The following is a 17982-nucleotide window of genomic DNA, read 5'->3' on the forward strand; positions in this document are numbered from 1 at the left end:
CCCGTGAGCTGACCCTCAGGGGCCAGCGCCTGACGGCCACGGGGTATCTCCTGGCGCGGGCCATGCTGCGCCGTGCTCGGAAAGGCACGGGCCAGCTCTGGCCGTCCCGCTGCACCCTGGCGCTGGATCTCGGCATCTCCGAGAAAACGGTGACCCGCCAGCACGCCGTCCTACGTGATCTGGGCCTCCTGGCCTGGCAGACGCGCCAGACCCGGCGCTGCCGGAAGGACACCAACCTTTATGCCCTCCTGTCTCCCGAGCCAGAAAACAAAGAAGAATCAATCTGTGATTCTTCCGGGGACAATTTGTCCCTTGGCGGCCGGGCGGCGCTTGAGCGGCTGGCGCGGCTCTGCGGCGGCAGCCCCGGGGACCTGCTGTCCTGGCTGACTTCGGGTCAGAAAGGTGAGGGGGCCCTGGCTCCAGGCGCCGGCTGAGCCGATGGCCTGCCTTGCGATGTCTATTTCGTGCCGGAGGTAGGGTGCGCCGGAGGGCTGGACCATGGGAGCGAAGAATGATGCGGCGGCCGAAACCTGTTCTAGCGGGGCTGCGGCCTTGAGTGGGGTGCCATGAGCCGAGCTTCGCGTCCGGCGCAGGGAAGCCTGACGCTGCGGCGCCGTGTGGCCAGCCTGCTGCGCCTGGCGGGCGGCGACCTCGCGGATGCGCAACAATTGTCCAAGGCGGGTTCACGCAACGCAGCCGGCCTGCTGCGCGCGGCGATCGGGCGGATGATCACCGCGGTGCTGGCCAGCGAGCGCGGCGAGGCGGACAGCGCCGCCATCGCCCCGCGCCACCCGCTGAGGCCCCGCCTGCAGGCACTGGAAGCGGCTCTGCCGATGCGGGAGCCGCTGCGCCGGGATGGCAGCCTGGCGCCAGCCTCCGAGGGCGCCGTCTCGCCCCAGTTGCTGCTGCAGGCCGGCGCTGTGCTGCACCAGCTTTGTGCCGCCTTTGGCGTGGACCGAGACGGCGAGGAACCCGCGGCCACCGTCGCACCGCTGCGGCCGCAAGCTCCGGCGCCTCCTCCACCGGCCGAGCCGCCGCGTCCGCCGCCCCTGCGGGTTGTCGCCGCGACGTCGACGCCTGCCGCAAAAGGCCAGGGGAGGGGGCGCAGAGCCGCGGCCCGGCCGGCACCCTCTCCGCCGCCGGCGCGCGGCGCATCGGTGTCAAAGGCACCCGCGGTTCCGGCCGGCCTGACCTCCAGCGCCTTCTGGACGCTGATAGATCGCTGGCAGGTGCCGGATGGCCCGGCACTGGAGCTGCTGGGTCATGACGGCGGGCTGACCCGGAAGAAAACGCGGCCGCGCTTCAAGCTGACCCCCGCCGAGGCGGAGACGCTGCAGCTGCTCCAGGGCCTCGACACCAGCCTGGCCCGCTTGGCGCAGGATCCCGCGAAGTGGCTCCGCCAGCCGCTTAAAGTGGCACCGTTCCAGGGCACCCGGCCGCTCGACTGGATGCTGCGGCATCCGGGGCAGGGGACGCAGGACCTGGCGCAGCATCTGCTGCAATCGGCCCTGCGGGCTTCCCTGAAGGGCGAGGGAGCCAGGTGACCGATCGCCAGCCTTTCTGGCCTGACGGAACAGGAAGGCCCCCTCAGGGCCGCCAACGAAAGCTGGCGCGGCAGCGTTGAAGCGGTGCAGCCCAGAGAAGAAGCCGAAGGCCATGTTCACGCTTGAAATCGGCGGCCAGGCCATCGCCGTCCTCGATGCCGAGGAGGCGGAGGCACGCCACATCATCGAAAATGAGGGGTTCCGCGCGGATCTCCAGCGCCTGCAAACGGACGGAAAGCCGCTCTGGGACGGCCAAGCCCCTCTCAACCTCCGGCCCGCGACCGAGGACGAGATGGCGGCCTTCGATGACAGTGACGATATTCTGGAAGGCGTGGATCCGGGCGACGAGGACGATGCCGCCCCGGCAGAGGAGGATGAGGAGGAGATGGAAGTGGTGTTCCTGGTCCCGCTGGATGATGGGGAGGACGAGGATTAAGGAGCAGCCGGCTAGGCTGCCTTGACACCTCACGCAGTTGGCCCTGCGGCTGAGCTGTCATGAACGGCCAGGACCAAGCCGCACCATCAGGCCATTCTTCGGGATCCATGCGACCTCAGCGACGCGGCAGGTTGATGCAGACAGGCACGCTACGGCCGTCGACGTGAAGCCGTAGCGGCGGCTTCATCGATGCCTGGCTCCAGGTTGCAGGGGTAGCAGCATCAATGGCGGCCTGTTCCCTGATCAGGCCATGACGATATCCGGCACGTAGAATGCGATGCCCTCATAGTTGTAGTGCGGAAGGTCTGCCTGGATGGAGGCAACCTCCTGCTCATCGGTGGTGAAGAAGTGGGTGTCGAGGCCGGTGTGGTAGAAGCGGTGGACCGCTTGCAGTCCGTCTTCGGCTTGGCCAGCGGCCTTGAAGGCACCGCCTTCCAGGGACCAGTGACCAAGGGTTTTCTGGATCTGCGCCAGTTCTTCCTGGCTGGTTGTGTAGAGATGGACGCCGGTGTTCTGGTTCAGCAGCCGATACACCATCGGCTGTTCCGCAGTCACGTTGACCAGGGCCTGAAACCCAACCCCTTCCAGCATGAAGCTGGGGAGAGAGGCCAGCACCTGGTCCTTCTCGGCTTGGCTGGCCGTGAAGAAGTGCTGACCGTTCTCGGTGTTGAGGAAACGATAGACCGGCGTGCTGCCATTGGCCCAGACGGGATCGTTCTCCACGATGTCAAAGACGAACTTAGTGAAGTCCCGGGTTCCAATAAATTGGCCGAGCACGATGATGGCTTCTGCATCGGCGCTCATCTCTAGCCAACCATAAGGACGATCCTGCGGACCGCTGTAGATAAAGTCATCCGGCGTGCTGATGCGAAGAGTCTTAGCCTCGGTATCGCCTATCTCGAATGAGATGACAAAGGGATCGGCACGCTCTGTCCAGAATAGCTCAACCCGATGGGCTTGGCTGAAGTCATCGCGGGTGATGGTCAGCTCCAGATCCTGGCCCTCAGTGACCTGAACCAAGCCGACGTCTGTGTGCTGCGGGGAGGTTAGAAAGATAGCGGCCACTGGGTTCTCCATTCTGACCCTGCTGTCAGAAAGCCAAAACTCGAGGCAGAAGAAGGTTCTGACAAATCACAGATTGGCAGGAATAGGATCTCCAACAGCAAACTGTTTGTAGAAGATCAATGCCAGGAAGACTTTCTATCTCAGGTAGATCCACCTGTTCTTCTGAATCGGCGCCAGCAGTGCCGGCGGTGAATTGAGCGGGTGAGAGCGCCTTGTGGCAAGCGCGGCAGACCTTCTCCTGCCACCCGGTAAAAGAGTTACGGCGCAGAACCTCGGCGAGCGCTCCAGCACGCCTGGGCTTACGCCCTCTGTCACGCCGCCTGATGGCCAAAGTCGAGCTAAGGCCTCGCTTTCGTCAGGCCGCCTTGCTCCGGTTGAACATCTTCATGATGGTCCCTGCCATGGGCGCCAGCACGTACTCCACCAACGGGATGGCCAGCACGCCTATCGCCAACCCTAAGATACCAGAGAGTGCGGCTGTCACCAGCCAGGATACGGCGCCGGCCAGCTCCGGCAGCAACTCGCCCGCCCCGTGCGCCAAGTCGTGCACGATGTGGCCTAGTGCAGTGAAGCCGAATTCCTCTAGCCCGTGCAACACGATGCCACCCCCGACCCAGAGCATCGCGGCGGTGCCGATGATCGCCAGGATGCGCAGCAAATGCGGCATGCTTATCACCAGTCCGCGGCCCAGCGCCTGCGTGATCGGTCGGAGCGCCCGGTCGGTAGGAGTGGGCGCCTTGGTCGGCGCATCGACCATTGGGAGGGCGGCGGGCACAGTCGTGCGACGGCTGACCGCATCGGGCGCCGCGGCAGCCGCCTGTGGCACCATGCTCCCGTCATTCCGCAAGCCCAGCAGGCTGGAGGCCGGGCGCTCGTTGACCGCCAGCGAGACGCCGGCATCGTCTGCCTTCACAATCAGCGCCACCGTCCCATAGACCAGCAGCGTCACTCCGATGCCAACCACTGCCAGGATGGCTGCTTGCGCGACGGCGGATTCCCCCGGCAGCCCCGCCAGCGTGAGTGCCATGATCTCGGCCGAGAGAATGAAGTCGGTCTGGATAGCGCTGCGCACGCGTTGCTGCTCCAACGCCTGCGGGTCCTGCGGCGTGGCACCGATCTTCTCCTCGTGGTGCTCGGCGGCCTGGGGGCGCAGCGCGTGGAGCACCTTCTCGGCTCCCTCGTAACAGAGATAGGCTCCGCCGAGCATCAATAGCGGCGTGATGCTCCAGGGCGCCAGCCAGCTCAGCGCCAGCGAACTCGGCAGCAAGTAGAGCAACTTGTTCTTCAGCGAGCCGAGAGCAATCCGGCCGACGATCGGCAACTCCCGCTTGGCGGCAAAGCCGACCACGTAGCGGGGTGTCACCGCAGCGTCGTCGATGACAACACCGAGCGCCTTGGTGCCGGCCTTGGTGGACTGGGCCACGACATCGTCGAGTGACGCGGCAGCCACCTTGGCCAGGGCGGCCACGTCGTCCAGCAGTGCGATCAGGCCAAGACTCACAAAATCACCCTTGTCAGCAGCAGATAAGTGGTTTGTCACCATCTGGCGCAAAGCACGAGATGGAGGTGAGTTGCGGAGCTGCTGAACGGATGCCTCAGACCAGAAGCTCTATGGAGGCCGCCTTATCCAGGCATCGTCCGCAGTGCGCGTTCAACCTGCTTAACTGCGATAAGACCTTACCCTAGGAAAACAGGCAGTGCGGGGCACAAGATGATAAGACCTGGTAAGGGTGGATTATCGGATCTCGACTTCAATTGATGCGCCACCTCATCGTGGGGGCGCGTCGTTCGTGCCCTTGCGGTATTTCACCTCGCGCGTGCCGAACATGTTGAGGTCAAAGGGGGCGCGGTCCTCGCCGATCTCGTGCTGCACCAGCGCGTGCAGCTTGCCCAGCATGCGTTCCACGAGCCCCAAGTCGTAACGGGGATGGTTCGGATGCGCCAGGTTCTCCAGTTCGCCAGGATCGTTCACGAGATCGTACAGGCCCACATCACTACGCGCGTTTAGGTCTTCCAGCGTGGCTGGATTGCCGTACTCCTCGGGGCTAAACCAGCGCACCAGCTTGTGCTGCCCATCCACCACCGCGCGAAAGAAGGTGCGCTTGCTGAAGTCGGGAGCGCCGTATTTCCGGCCCGCCTCCCGCAGATCCTCCCGAGCCTCTGCCTGGGCTTTATCGGGATTGCCGGACGGATTGCTTTCCAAGCCGGTGAGTGCCTTGAGGGCACCCGAGACCGACCACTCGGTGTCCATCGAATGCAGCCCGTCCCAGCAGACAAGCGCACCGTCGCCAGGCGCCGTCGCGCTGCCGCGCGGCCCGTCCTGGTCCGGGTCAAGAATGGGGGCCATCAGGCTGCGCCCCTTGAGATGCGGGTACCGCTCCCGAATTTCCCGCTCATCCAGGCCTGCGAAGGCTAGCAAGGTCGGCGTGAGATCGAGGTGCGAGCCCACCGCGGCGGTGCGACGGCCGCTCGGGCCGCCTGGTGCACAGACCGTGAGGTTGACGATCGCGGCCTCGTCGAAGGGGATGGCGCCCTTCTGGGTCATGCGATGCGCGCCGTTCATCTCGCCATGATCCTCCGTCAGGATCACCACCGTGTTCTGCCAAAGATCCAGGCGGTCCAGCGCGGCGAGCACCCGTTCGAACTGCGCATCCGCAAGGCGCATACAGTTGATGAGGTAGTTGCGATACTTGATCCAAAGATCGGTGCGCGCATCCGGGATGCGCCCATAGTTCAGGTCGGTGTTCTCCTTATAGGCCCGCACGCCATAAGGCTGGCGTGCAAAGTCATCCGCGAAGTTGGCCGGCAGCGCGACGTCCCACCGCTGCTGGAACCAACCCAGCCGCTGCACAGTGCTCTGGTGCCCGGCTGCCATGCCATTCGGGTGCAGCGTCTGCACCGGATCCGTCTGCAGATACATGACGTCGTGCGGGTTCACCAGGCTGCACACCAGGAGCCAGGGCCGGTCAAGCTCCGGCGCCTTGTGCTCCAGCCAGTCGATCGCCTCGAAGGCGGCGGTGTCGTCGAGCTCCGATCCCTGCAGCGGAGCGCCGAACATGTCGCCCCACTGCTGGTAGTCGGAGAAGCCGTAGGGCTCAAGGGCATCCTCGTGGCGCTCCAGCGACGAGAGGTGCCACTTACCCTTGAAGGCGGTGTAGTAGCCCTGGTCGCGCAGCATGTGTCCAATGGTCGGAATGTTGCGGGACAGCTCGCCGATCCAGGCGAAGTTGGTGTTGTCCCAGAGCCCGGTCTGCTTGGCATGCACGCCGGTCCACATTGTCGCGCGCGAGGGCGTGCACATCGGTGCGGTGCAGTATTGCCGGTCGAAGCTCACCCCCTGCGCCTCGAGGCGTCGCAGGGCCGGAAGCCGCACTGCGTCCGGCACCTGCATATGGGTCTGCCACTGGTCCATGCAGAGGACGAGGATGTTGGGCGGTCGCTTGCGCTCCGCAGGGGCGGTGTCTGTGGCAGCGGTTTCGCGCGGCGAAGCGGCTGGCTGCGCCGCGGCTCCAGCGGCGGAAGCGGCACTCGCCATTCCCAGGAGCATAGAGCGACGGTCCATTGAACATCTCCCTCTTCAGGCCCGCATGACACAGCGGAAGCCGATGTGGCAGGCCGAGCTGTCAGTCGCCTCGCCTTGGCGCGCCGCGGGGCGATAGCGCAGGCAGTAATTGGGTGCGCAGAGATGCGACCCGCCCTTGAGCACCATGCGTGGGATGCCGGCGCCAGGGTAGTCGGATGCTTCGCTGCTAACAGCCGCCTCCACCCGCGGATTGCGCGGAATGCAGCACGCCTGGGTGGCCGCCGCTGCGTGGCGGGGCCGGAAAAAGTCGCAGGTCCATTCCCAAACATTGCCGGCCATGTCGAACAGCCCGTAGCCATTGGCAGGGAAGGCGCCCACCGGCGAGGTGCCCTCGTATCCATCGCTCGCCAGATTCTGCCAGGGGAACTCGCCCTGCCAGGTGTTGGCGAGCAGTCGGCCGTCCGGAGCGAAGTTGTCGCCCCATACATAGGCAGCGCCCTCCAGCCCGCCGCGCGCGGCGAATTCCCACTCTGCCTCGGTCGGCAACGCCTTGCCCACCCAGGCCGCATAGGCCGCGGCGTCCTCATAAGCGACATGCACGACAGGGTGGCGGTCGCGGCCATCAAGCGTGCTCCCAGGTCCCTCCGGCTGGTGCCAGCATGCGCCCGCCAGATAGGCCCACCACAAGCGAGGGTCGTGCAGGCCAACCGGGTGCGACGGACGCCGGAAGACAAGGGACCCCGGCACCAGCAGCGCCGGATCCACGCCTGGATAATCGGCGGGGGAGGGCGGGCGCTCAGCCAGGGTGATATGGTTGGTGGCCTCGACGAAGCAGCGGAACGCGGCATTGGTGACCGGGTGCGCGTCCACCCAGAAGCCGTCCACCCGGACGTGATGCGCCGGCCGCTCTTCCGGATAGAAGGCGTCAGAGCCCATCAGGAAGGTGCCGCCGTGGATCTGGACCATGCCTTCAAAGGCCTGCTTGGACGGAGCTTCATCATTTGGACACGCCGTCCGTGCGGGGCCGATCATCGGCCCGGCTCCATGCAGACCGTTGAAGGCGGGCTGCGCACCTCCCTCACTCACTGCTGTGCGCGCAAAGGAGTGAGGAGACCGCCACACAGCTGCAGGTCTTGAAGATCGAGCGCCTGGTCGGGTGCATGGCTCTTCTTTCGTCCTGGGCTGTGAAGGGTTGTAGCAGGCCGACCGACGACATCTCGGCCCGGTGTCGTTCACGGCGGCCGCAGCGCGAGCTTGCTTTGATTCAGCCGGGGTTCGAGCGCCTTGCAAACTCCCTAATCTAGAATTTAGTTGCATCATCACAATGAGATGGATGAAGCCAGGACGTGGAGCACAAAGCCCTCGGAGCGTTCCTTCTTGAACCGTAGGCTCAAGCGGCACCGCAAGGGCAGCATATGGCTAAGTTGGGATGGCAAGAGGAACGCGCCACAATCGTGAAGGTCACTCATCCGCTGCCTTCACCAATACGGACGGCGAAGCCGTGCTATTCGCCGGCACCCAGCCGGCCCTTCACGAGAGGCATTGAGCGCTAGCCTCTTCCTCGTGTGAAAGAGTTTTTCTGGTCGTTGTACCATCAACGCGGGCCGTCTTGAACCGTTCCACTAGGTGGCGGCGCCAACAGCCCAACCTGATGGCTCCGCGAGGGAGAGCGCCGCAGGCATCAGCAGCTCAGCTGAAACCAGACATGAGAGGAACTAGAGCATGGGCCTTTTCTCTAAGCCAATCAAAACACTCGACGACCTGTTCGTTCACACGTTGCAAGATATTTACTATGCTGAACAGCAGATCACGAAGAACCTGCCGACGATGATCGAGAAGGCTTCGGACCCTCAACTCAAGAGCGCCTTCCAGCAACATCTATCCGAAACCGAAAATCAGGTCCGGCGCCTAGAGCAGGTGTTCCAGATGCACGGCCAGCCCGTGAAGGGCGTGACCTGTGTTGCAATGGATGGGATCCTTTCTGAAGCAAAGGAGATTATCAGCGATTGCGACGACACACAGGTATTGGATGCTGCCATGGTTTCGGCAGCGCAGGCTGTGGAGCATTACGAGATCACCCGATACGGTACGTTGATCGCACTCGCCAAAGAATTAGGTCGGGCAGACTGCGCAAGCGTGCTCCAGCAGACGCTTGAGGAAGAGAAAGCAACCGACGCGAAGCTGACTCAGATTGCTGAAAGCCGGGTGAATAAGCAGGCCATCTAGTGTGGCTCGTGGGCAGCAACCGCCTATAAGTGGCCTTCTGGCTGCTGCGAACAGTGCCGAATCCATTGATGGTTGATGCTCTTCATCAACCGGGTGACTGAAGCGGTGTTCATCAGGCTAGTGGCAACGTTGTAAAGTGGTCCCGGAGACCGGATCGAGAGTAAGATCAGTTCGCTCTCCGAGGGACGGCCAATCGTAGGCAAGCGCACTTGTTGTGCAGGGATTATCGTATCTAGCGAGTCACTTTTCTCGGATCGCTAGAATCTTTTCTGCGTATTCAATGATATCGTTCACAGCTTCAGTTTTTATTATTCCGGTAGAAGATTTCTTTGTATCATCTTGTGATGGATGAATAGAACCGCTCAGCAAGGCGGAAATATGGTCCATCTTGAGTCTGGGATTTGAATCTTTAAGAACGAGTTCTCCTAATAGAACACCACACACCATGCGAATAGCTAGAGCTTCGCTACGTGCGCGCCCAATTTCTTTCAAAAGTTCTCTTACAATTTCCGCTAAGCGTTCTTGATTCATCGATAATTCTCGCTGTCGTGTTTTGCGTTGGGCGAGCAATACAATAAGCCTTGCATTTAAATAAGCCCTCATAGAACTGCTGACCAAAGCGTAGTTGGAAGCAGCAGAACGCCTCGAAGAACCCGCTGCTGAGCGGTGTGCACGAGCGGGATCGCCGCCTGAGCTTGTGACTCGCTCTGCTGACACGGCTGGGTTACCGGCTTAAGGTGACCGGGGCCGCTCTTCGTCGGGCTGCAGGTCTACGCAGGCACAGCTCGGGTGCTGAGCCACGTCAGGCAGCTGAAGCTGTAGGCCAGATTTGCCATTTCTATGCAGCGAAGGCCAAGTGGCCTACCGAGCGACCGCGACACCCTCGCGGCCCGCTGATCCGACTTCTAGGTCGGAGGCGCGAACCCGGCTGCTGGACCGGCGGCCGGGTTCTGTGATTTTTCGGCGGGATCAGGGTACCAGACGGATCGAAGGTGGCATGTTGCGGATATTGCCCGGGGTGCCGTCATCGCGAAATAGGCCAAAACTGTCTTCCCGTGTAGCGCCGGGCTGGTTGAAGGCGTTCCAGACGATCATCGCCGGGACCTTGCCGGGATAGGCAGCGACCGCTTCGGCTACTCTGGCGAAGCCTTGGCGGACCTTGTCGCTTCCCTGCCTCGCTTCCGCGAAGCCAATTTCTCCGAGGATCACCTGCTCGCAGCTTTGTAAGAGCCGCGGTAGATCTTCCTTCAGGGTGTTACGATTCGTGCTGCTGTAGGAAGAATAAGAGCAGAGCGGCCGCTTGCCCTGTCGGGCCAGCGCTTCAAAGACCGTTTTTCCGCGGTCGCAACGGCCCACGCAGCGCGCGGGGTCCAGATGAGCGATGTTGAATTCCGGCGCGTGGGCAATGTTGAAGCCGGGATGGACAGCGCGAAACTCGTTAACCACCCTGTCGCGCAATTGAATCCAGGTCACGAAGTTCGCCAGCCGGCGATCGACGCCATGGCCATCCTCGGTGTCGCAGGCTCGGGCTTTCTCGGCTGAGCGACTGTACTGGAATACCCCTCCGCAATAAACCAGATTGTCGCCTTCCCAATTGGACAGGATCAGCCGGATGGGGCGCTGTGCGAAGCGTTGGTGAAGCACATCCAAGGCGTGCCGCAGCTCGGCGGCCACGGCCTGCCGGCGTTGTTCTGTCATGCCTCCCGACAGCACCTCGCGTGCAGCATTCTCGTGCAAGGTGAGCATCAGTATGCTGAGCCGAGAATCGTCGAAGATTGGGTTGTCCAGCACGTGCCCTAGGTAGCACCCGATTTTGGCCGGCTGGCCGCAAGCGGTCTGCTTCACCCCAAGCTCGTTCAGGCTGTTAGCACTGATGGTGAAGCGAAGGGTCTTGAAGCCGCGGTCCAGCAGGAAGCGCAGCGACGCATGGAAACGTTCCAGGCCTTCGCCCTGCTGCAACAGGCCGCCCCATACATAAACCCCGACTTGCGTTCCGGGCGACTGGGGCATGATTTGAGCGAAACCCTGTGAAGCAAGGGCTAGGCCGAGGATCGTGCCGAGCAGAGCTTGGCGAAGCCGACTCCTGCAGGCGTGGAGGGGACCTGCGGACGGAGTGTGGCGCATGGATTCTCCATTTACGGGCAGTTTGCAGCCGGCGTCCGCGCATGGACGCAGTGCCGACATTATGTTGCCAATTACACTTCCACCTATGTCAGTGGCGCAAGATAGGGAGCAAGCGGCATGATGCATAAAGCGGGAAGTTCGACGCAAGGCGGAAATTCTTGTCGTCTTTTTCAGATATATCCCGGCCAACGAGAGCCGCGATTTCTAAATTCAAAGTATAAATAATAAAATTGTCTAAATAGCATAAAGTTCTTGGTAGCATGGAGCTTCATTAGACCTCTGTTCAATCTAAACTACATATTGTATGTCGCTTGCGCGCGGAGAACAAAGCGATGGCATTCAGCGTTCCCATTCTTGGCTACTATGACCACAACAATGCCGGCGATGAGGCTTTCAAGTTGGCCTTCTCAGGGGCTTTGGGAAACACCCCCCACCAGTTCGTCAAATCCTTGCCTGTCGATAAGGAAATTCCGCTGGCCTTGTTTGGCGGCGGCGCCTTGCTGAACCAGTATTTCGTGCGCCATTTGTCAAAGGTGGAGCGCATTCATGTCGTCGGTTGCTCCTTCCCTTACGGCCCCAAGGACATCCAGATCTTCGAGCCGGTGAAGAACCAGATCGTCAGCCTCTATCTGCGCAGCCGCCGGGACGTCGAAGCAGCGCGGGCCGCGGGTTACGATGCCAAGTTCATTCCGGACATGGTGTTCAGCGTGCCGCCGACAGCAGGCATGACGCTGGATCAGTTGGTGACCGCGGCCGCCCTGCCTCCGCGCGGCTTCCATCCTGATCGCAAGAAACTTTTCGTCTTCCTGTCCGGCGATTACTGGATAAATTACCTCCAGGGCGACCGCAAGCGTCATGAAAGCATTGAACTTCTAAAGGAGCGCATTGCCAAGACGCTCGATGTGGCGGCGCACGACTATGACATTATCATGCCGTCCATGAGCGTATGGTACAATGCCCGCGATTACATCTTTGCGGGCGAGGTGCTGAAGCGAATGAAGCAGCCTGAGCGCGTCTGCCTAGTGGAGCGCTACATCGACGCCGCGGACCTGCTGAGCGTTCTGGCACAAACAGATTGTGCGGTGATCAGCATGAAATACCACGGGCTGGTTTTTGGCATGCGGAACGGACGCGTCTGTATTAATATCGGCTCAACCCGTAAGACGTTGGACCTCATGGACGATTTCGGGGTGTCAGATCTCACCTTCAATCCGAACAAGGATACCTCCGACAAGCTGATCAGCCTGCTGGCTCGCACCGGTGAGGCGTCGCTGCAGGAGCAGATTGCTAGCACTGCTGAGGTCTGGACCGCTCAGGCCGTGACGACAATGCATCAAGCCATGGATGGCGTGCGCCAGGATTGTGCGCAACTTGCGGATTAAACCGCGCCCGCTTCCGCATCCTGTTGATAGACAGAGTGTGCTGGCCGGATCAGGCCTCATCCGGCACCTTGCCAGCGTTCCGTAGAATGCCATCGGAGAAAGCAATGAGGGATTTGAAGGTCGGCATTTTCTTCGACGGGCAGAAGGCGGATCATAGTTACACCGTGCTGGGTCTGAAGAACGCCTTCGAGCGTTCGGCAACGATTTCTGAATGCTTTGCGCTGACGCCGCAGGACGAGGCGGCACATGCGGCGCTTCAACAGGCCCTCGCCGAGCCCCTAGCCTCGTTTGACGGTGTGGTGCTCGAAACTGATTTCGCCGCCCTGCCCGGCTGCGGAGGCATGGTGTTCCTGCTGGACGACGCTGTGAGGCTTAATCAGCGCGATTGGCGCGAAAGCGAGTTGGATCAGGTCGGCACCCTGAGCCGCGTACTGGCCGCCGATATTCGCGCCTGGTTGTTCTTCCGCGATATCTTCCGGCGCGAGATCCCGCTGATCCCTGCGCCACTGCCTTCCTATGCCGGCTACGCGCCGCACAAGGAGCAGCGTGTCGCCCTAATCGTCAACGACCTATCGCTTGGCGAGTATTGCCACAGCGGCATTGTCGGCGCCATTCGCTCCGTTAGACCGGAGATCGACATCATTGAGATCGTCAACGGTTATCGCGCACCAGCGCAGCAAAGCGCTTGGCTGAACCCACGCCTGGTCAACGCCGCTGCGCATATTCATATTGGCCACCCACCTGACACGGTTTCCGCCGGGCGCCTGATCGACAGCATGAACATGCGGGCGCCGTGCATCGTATTCGATGATACCTTCAGTCGGCGCGATCTCGGCGTCACGGTGCCCTGGCGTCTGCCCAACTATATTAATGACGTTAACATCGTCCGCACCTCCTCACTCGCCGCCTTCAGCACTGCTGTTCGGGTGGTGCTGCAGGACCCCGCTTGGTCGCGCAACCTGATCCGCAATGCAGGGCGCGAAGTGGAGGATTTCCAGGCGCAGTTCCAGAACACCTTCCTCACGCCGCTGACCGGTGAGCTGACAGCCTGGCAGCAGGTCTGAAGCCGCTTTTCTGCTGCGCATGCAGACGCGTGATTTCCAATCAGGGTTGGTTTTGTGATGGCAAAGAAGATCGCCTGGCTGACGCCCTTGGGGCCACATTCCGATATCGGCGCGCATTCGCTGTGCGTTGTCGAGGCAATGCACCGCCGCGCCCCGGATTACGACTGCGAGGTTGCATTATTCGTGCAGCCGAACGGCTCCATCTACCGCTCCACCACGCCGCGCTTCCCGCTGGACGAGAGTTTTGACCCAGCAATGCTGTCGCTGTTCGATGTGCCGGTACTCAATATCGGTAACAACCAGGAGAACCACCTGGTCATTAACCAGATCGCACTGCAACAGGGCGGCATCATCGTCGTGCACGACATAGTGATGCAGCACTATCTCGCCTGGTCGATTTTCGAGAAGGCAAAACGTCCTGGCCGTTACGTTGACATCATGGCCGAGCATTATGGTGTGCGTGCGCTCGACGTTCTTGAGGTATCCGGCATCACCTTCAGCGATCAGCCGACACGCTATGCCCCGTGGGATACGCCGCACGCTTTTTCCTTTCCGTTGATTGAACCGTTTCTGCAGCGAGCGCGCGCGGTGGTGGTGCATTCGCAATTCGCGGCTGATATTGTGGCGCAGATCACCGATCGGCCGCAGCTGCGCCTGTTCCTGCCGTCCGACAAGAAGGCAGCGCCGAAGCGCCAACCCACTGAAGGTGCACCCATCACCTTTGCAGCGCTCGGCCATATCAGCAGCGCCAAGCACATCCATTACTGCATTGAGGCGTTCCGAGACTCTGCTCTACTGCGCGACAAGGCGCAGATGCTGATCGTCGGCGGCGCTAATGACTCCGACTACATTGCCTACCTGCAGCAACTGGTGCGTGAAGGAAATCTAGCGCAGTGGGTCCGCTTCGAATTTAACGTGTCGGAGGAGCGGCTCTTCGAGGTGAAGGCGGAAACTGACGTGTTCGTCAACATCCGCTATCCGAATACTGAAAGCGCCTCAGGCTCACTGGCCGAGCAGATGGCCTGCGGCGCACCGGTGATCGTTTATGACAGCGGCTGCTATCGCGAATTGCCGGACGAAACAGTGCTGAAGATCCGCGACCTGTCCTCCTCCGACCCACTGCGGCACCGGATGGAGGAGCTGGCCGCCGATCCGGCGCTGCGGCTGCAATACGGCCTTAAGGCGTTGCGCTATGGGCAGGATCGCACGGCTGATGCCTATGCTCGCCAGTTCCTCGACTACATCAGCGAGCCCAATTTTGAGGAGCGCTCGCGCCTCTCCCTTCCTGCCCCGCCCTATCCTGAGCTCGGATGGTTGAAGCCGGCGCTGGGCAATTTGCTGGTCGATCCGCTACCAGTGCCCTGGTTCGCGCGCGGTGGCAACACACCTCGCTTCGCAAGCCTAGCGCGGCTCGAAGGCCTTGATCTCTTACGCTACCTAGCACTTTCGGTATTTCAGCGCTCCTTGCCGAAGCACGGGATGCGGCGGGCTAGTATGATCCTAGCTGGGCAGCCGCGGCACAAGGTCAGCCTTTGCTGTGGGCGTATCGGCTTTCTGCTGTCGATTTGCCAGAGTGAGCGCGTGCTGCAGCCGGCCGAGATAGACTTCGAGAATGACGCGCTGGCACTGGCTGTGATCGAGGCCGTGCGGCCGGACCTGTTCATCGACATCTGCTATCGTGCCGTGCTCGGCCGCTTACCCTTTGAGGGCGAGGTGGATCGTTATCTGCAACGTGTCACCCGTGACCAGGCAGGCAGCATCGTGGCCGAGTTCGCCGCCAGCGAGGAATGCCGTCAGCGTGGTATGCAACGCGACATGCTGCACGGTCTGCGCGAATTGGCTGAGCGTATTAATGCCTTGCAGCCCAGTCGCAGCGCTGAAGGAGCAGTACTTCCCGTAGACAAGGAGGTGCTACTCGGCGATCTAGCTTCGAGCGGACTTTTCACCAATGGCTGGCATGAGGCAGAGGTGGAGGGCATCTGGTCTTGCAGCCGCCGCGCGGTAATCAGCTTCGCCACGACGCTGGAGGATAAGGAGACCGCTCTTCTGATCCGCCTGCAGATGCGCTTGGCGGCGATCGAATGGAGCGGTCCTCAGACAGTGGTGGCCAACATCAACGGTGAGGACGTGGCGCGTCAGGTGGTGAACAGCGGTGAGCGCTTCGTCTTTGACGTGCCTCTGTTGGAGCAGGATCTTTCAGAGGTTCTGCTAACGCTGATCATCGAGCGCACCATTCGTCTGGCCGAGCACCTTCCGAATGGAGACCAGCGCGAGCTGGGCCTGTTCCTTTACGGTGTTTCGGTTGTGAAGCCCTGATGCGGCTCCTCGCCAGGCACGACGTGGCAGGGGAGAGGCGACCGCTAGCCATCATGGATCAAGAGTGACTAGGGAGGTTTAAAGTGGCACGCATCAAGTTCGTGGGCTGGTATGGGCGCGGCAATTGCGGGGACGAGGCGTTCCGTGATGTGCACCGCCTGCTGTTTCCCGGTCATGACATCGAGTGGGTGACGGATCTCGAGGCGGATTCGGCAGCGGAGGATGACGGCTCCGTCCATGTGCTGGGCGGCGGCGACGTATTCCTACCCTATTACCTGCGCAGCATTCCCGCTAATCGGAAGTTCTTCGTCTATGGCGTCGGGCTTGGCTCGGACGAGCAGCGGGCGGCAGTAGTGGAGCAGCGCGACCGCCTGCTTGGTGTCTGGTTGCGCAACCAGGAAGATGTGGATGCGCTACGCGCTGAGGGCATCGATGCGCATTTTACCCCCGATATCGTCTTCAACCTAGCGCCTGAAATCGCCCGGCGCATACCGGCGCAGGCGGCGCGGCTAGGCAAGATTCGCAAGTCGGTAGCGCTGATCGTTTCAAATACGGCGACCCAGGATTCCTACCGCACAGGCAACTTGTCGGAGTTTTTCTACGCGCAGTACATGCGCCTGAATCTGGCGAAGCTGTTCAGTGAGCTGGCCAAGTATTACGACGTCTACGGCATCCCCTTTTCCTCCGACCGTAACGATTTTGACCTCGGCTATCTGTACGACGTAGTCACCAACGTAAGCCGCCAGGAGTCCGTGCGCATCCTAGACGAGCCAATGGAGCCGCTGGAGGTAGGCGCCGTGCTGGCCAACATGGATTTGGTGGTCAGCATGAAGTTCCACGGCCTGGTCTTCGCCGCCGCCGCAGGAGTGCCCTTCGTCAATATCGGCCTGACGCGTAAGACCAAACTGATCTGCACTCAGCTTGGGCTCGAGGATCTGTCGGTCACACCCTATTCGCTGACCGTGGAATCCGCCCTAGCAGCAATCAAGGTAGCGGAGGACGAGGCGGTGCAGCGCCGGCTGGCCGCCGCACAGGGCCAAGTCTGCGAACTGGCGCGCAAGGAGGCGTCCCGCTTTGTGGCCGAGGTAGAGGCGGCGCTGGCTGATCCTCTGGCGCTGCGGATCGGAAGCTGATCTCTACCCTGTGGCTACTCTGATAGAACCTTCTGTCCGGTTAACTGTTCTGGCATCGGAGCATTGTTTGGATCCTGTTGGTCCTGACCCTCGAACTGATCCGGCGAGAGCGCAAGTTTTTCGGGCATTTGACCGTAGCCCCGAAACCGGTCCGCCCAGAGCGCTTGGCGCCGCACCACCCCCATCCCGGCAAAGGCGTTGGCGGTGGCCAGCGCCTCGGTGCCCTTGCGGCTGAGGCTTGCCCGCCGCACCACCTCCTCCACCGCAGCAAAAGGCGAGCCATTGCCCGCCCGTCTGGCCTCGATGATCCGCTCGGCTTCCTGCCGCGCCAGCCCCGCCGCCATGCGCAGCCCGAGCCGCAGCGCCAGCTTTTCCTGGCTCGCCGGCTCCGGCTCCAGCGTGCAGTCCCAGAGGCTGCGGTTGACGTCCACCGGCCGCACGGCAACGCCGTGCTCTTTGGCATCCCGGACGATCTGCGCCGGCGCGTAGAAGCCCATCGGCTGGGCGTTGAGCAGGGCGGCGGCGAACACCGAAGGGTGGTGGTATTTCAGCCAGGCCGAGGCATAGGCCAGCTGCGCAAAGGAGGCGGCGTGGCTTTCCGGAAAGCCGTAGGAGCCAAACCCCTCCAGCTGCTGGAACACCCGCTCGGCCAGCGCCGGATCGTAGCCGCGTCGGACCATGCCGCCGACCAGCCGGTCCCGGACCTCGCTGACCCCCTTTGTGTGCTTGAAGGTCGCCATGGCGCGGCGCAGCCTGTCAGCCTCCTCAGGGGTGAACCTGGCGGCGACCATGGCCACCCGCATGGCCTGCTCCTGGAACAGCGGCACGCCGAGGGTGCGCTCCAGCACCTTGCGGAGTTCGTCGGGCTGGCCGTGCTCGGGTGAGGGGCCTGGGTAGTTCGGCTGCTCCAGCCCCCAGCGGCGGCGCAGATAGGGGTGCACCATGTCGCCCTGGATCGGGCCGGGGCGGATGATCGCCACCTGGATCACCAGGTCGTAGAATGTCTCGGGGCGCAGCCGGGGCAGCATGTTCATCTGCGCCCGGCTTTCCACCTGGAACACGCCGAGGCTGTCGGCGCGGCGCAGCATGGCATAGGTCTCGGGGCAATCCCTGGGCACGCCCGCCAGGTCGAGATCCTTCCGGTGGTGCCGCTTGAGCAACTGGAAGCC

The 17982-nt window shown here is 62.0% G+C and carries 15 protein-coding genes; 8 read left to right on the top strand and 7 right to left on the bottom strand.

The features are described 5' to 3' along the window. The 3 genes from F0Q34_RS20225 to F0Q34_RS20235 all read left to right on the top strand — a co-directional run. On the top strand, positions 1 to 434 hold a 434-nt coding region (locus tag F0Q34_RS20225), incomplete at its 5' end, for a helix-turn-helix domain-containing protein (RefSeq protein WP_149814168.1). A gap of 132 nt (positions 435 to 566) precedes the next feature. Continuing rightward, positions 567 to 1544 (top strand): hypothetical protein, encoded by a 978-nt coding sequence (locus F0Q34_RS20230; RefSeq protein ID WP_149814171.1) that lies wholly within the window; start codon positions 567 to 569, stop codon positions 1542 to 1544. 112 nt (positions 1545 to 1656) lie between these two features. Then, positions 1657 to 1980, top strand: a complete 324-nt coding sequence (locus F0Q34_RS20235) for a hypothetical protein (RefSeq protein WP_149814172.1) — start codon at positions 1657 to 1659, stop codon at positions 1978 to 1980. A 243-nt stretch (positions 1981 to 2223) separates the two neighbouring features. Here F0Q34_RS20235 and F0Q34_RS20240 read toward each other — a convergent pair whose 3' ends face one another. The 4 genes from F0Q34_RS20240 to F0Q34_RS20255 form a co-directional block, all read right to left on the bottom strand. Beyond that, positions 2224 to 3057 carry a hypothetical protein gene (locus F0Q34_RS20240; protein WP_149814175.1) on the bottom strand — a complete coding sequence of 278 codons (834 nt, stop codon included), beginning with the start codon at positions 3055 to 3057 and terminating at the stop codon, positions 2224 to 2226. A gap of 343 nt (positions 3058 to 3400) precedes the next feature. Then, positions 3401 to 4588, bottom strand: coding sequence for a DUF808 domain-containing protein (locus tag F0Q34_RS20245; protein WP_241665602.1), 1188 nt, complete (start codon positions 4586 to 4588; stop codon positions 3401 to 3403). A 225-nt stretch (positions 4589 to 4813) separates the two neighbouring features. After that, positions 4814 to 6607, bottom strand: coding sequence for a sulfatase-like hydrolase/transferase (locus F0Q34_RS20250; RefSeq protein WP_206668107.1), 1794 nt, complete (start codon positions 6605 to 6607; stop codon positions 4814 to 4816). Positions 6608 to 6622: 15 nt separating this feature from the next. Continuing rightward, complete coding sequence (locus tag F0Q34_RS20255) at positions 6623 to 7534, bottom strand: formylglycine-generating enzyme family protein (RefSeq protein WP_149814176.1); 912 nt, start codon at positions 7532 to 7534, stop codon at positions 6623 to 6625. A gap of 756 nt (positions 7535 to 8290) precedes the next feature. Here F0Q34_RS20255 and F0Q34_RS20260 point away from each other — a divergent pair. Then, a complete protein-coding gene (locus F0Q34_RS20260) occupies positions 8291 to 8794 on the top strand; it encodes a YciE/YciF ferroxidase family protein (RefSeq protein ID WP_149814178.1) in 504 nt (167 codons plus the stop codon). A 240-nt stretch (positions 8795 to 9034) separates the two neighbouring features. Here the strand turns inward: F0Q34_RS20260 and F0Q34_RS20265 are convergent, their stop codons facing one another. Both F0Q34_RS20265 and F0Q34_RS20270 read right to left on the bottom strand, forming a co-directional pair. Next, a complete protein-coding gene (locus tag F0Q34_RS20265; RefSeq protein WP_149814180.1) occupies positions 9035 to 9325 on the bottom strand; it encodes a hypothetical protein in 291 nt (96 codons plus the stop codon). Between the two features lie 438 nt (positions 9326 to 9763). Further along, positions 9764 to 10804, bottom strand: coding sequence for a hypothetical protein (locus F0Q34_RS20270; RefSeq protein WP_149814182.1), 1041 nt, complete (start codon positions 10802 to 10804; stop codon positions 9764 to 9766). Between the two features lie 446 nt (positions 10805 to 11250). Between F0Q34_RS20270 and F0Q34_RS20275 the strand changes: the two genes are divergently transcribed. The 4 genes from F0Q34_RS20275 (at position 11251) to F0Q34_RS20290 (ending at position 16813) form a co-directional block, all read left to right on the top strand. Then, on the top strand, positions 11251 to 12300 hold the full coding sequence (locus F0Q34_RS20275) for a polysaccharide pyruvyl transferase family protein (protein ID WP_149814185.1): 1050 nt from the start codon (positions 11251 to 11253) through the stop codon (positions 12298 to 12300). Between the two features lie 104 nt (positions 12301 to 12404). Then, on the top strand, positions 12405 to 13364 hold the full coding sequence (locus F0Q34_RS20280) for a hypothetical protein (protein ID WP_149814186.1): 960 nt from the start codon (positions 12405 to 12407) through the stop codon (positions 13362 to 13364). Between the two features lie 57 nt (positions 13365 to 13421). Continuing rightward, on the top strand, positions 13422 to 15680 hold the full coding sequence (locus F0Q34_RS20285; protein ID WP_149814188.1) for a glycosyltransferase family 4 protein: 2259 nt from the start codon (positions 13422 to 13424) through the stop codon (positions 15678 to 15680). Positions 15681 to 15763: 83 nt separating this feature from the next. Beyond that, positions 15764 to 16813, top strand: coding sequence for a polysaccharide pyruvyl transferase family protein (locus F0Q34_RS20290; RefSeq protein ID WP_149814191.1), 1050 nt, complete (start codon positions 15764 to 15766; stop codon positions 16811 to 16813). Between the two features lie 14 nt (positions 16814 to 16827). On the opposite strand, the gene F0Q34_RS20295 is transcribed toward F0Q34_RS20290, so the two are convergent. Beyond that, on the bottom strand, positions 16828 to 17982 hold a 1155-nt coding region (locus F0Q34_RS20295; protein WP_456316254.1), incomplete at its 5' end, for a helix-hairpin-helix domain-containing protein.

Origin of the sequence: Teichococcus oryzae, assembly GCF_008386565.1 — a bacterium.
GTDB classification, from domain to species: domain Bacteria; phylum Pseudomonadota; class Alphaproteobacteria; order Acetobacterales; family Acetobacteraceae; genus Pseudoroseomonas; species Pseudoroseomonas oryzae.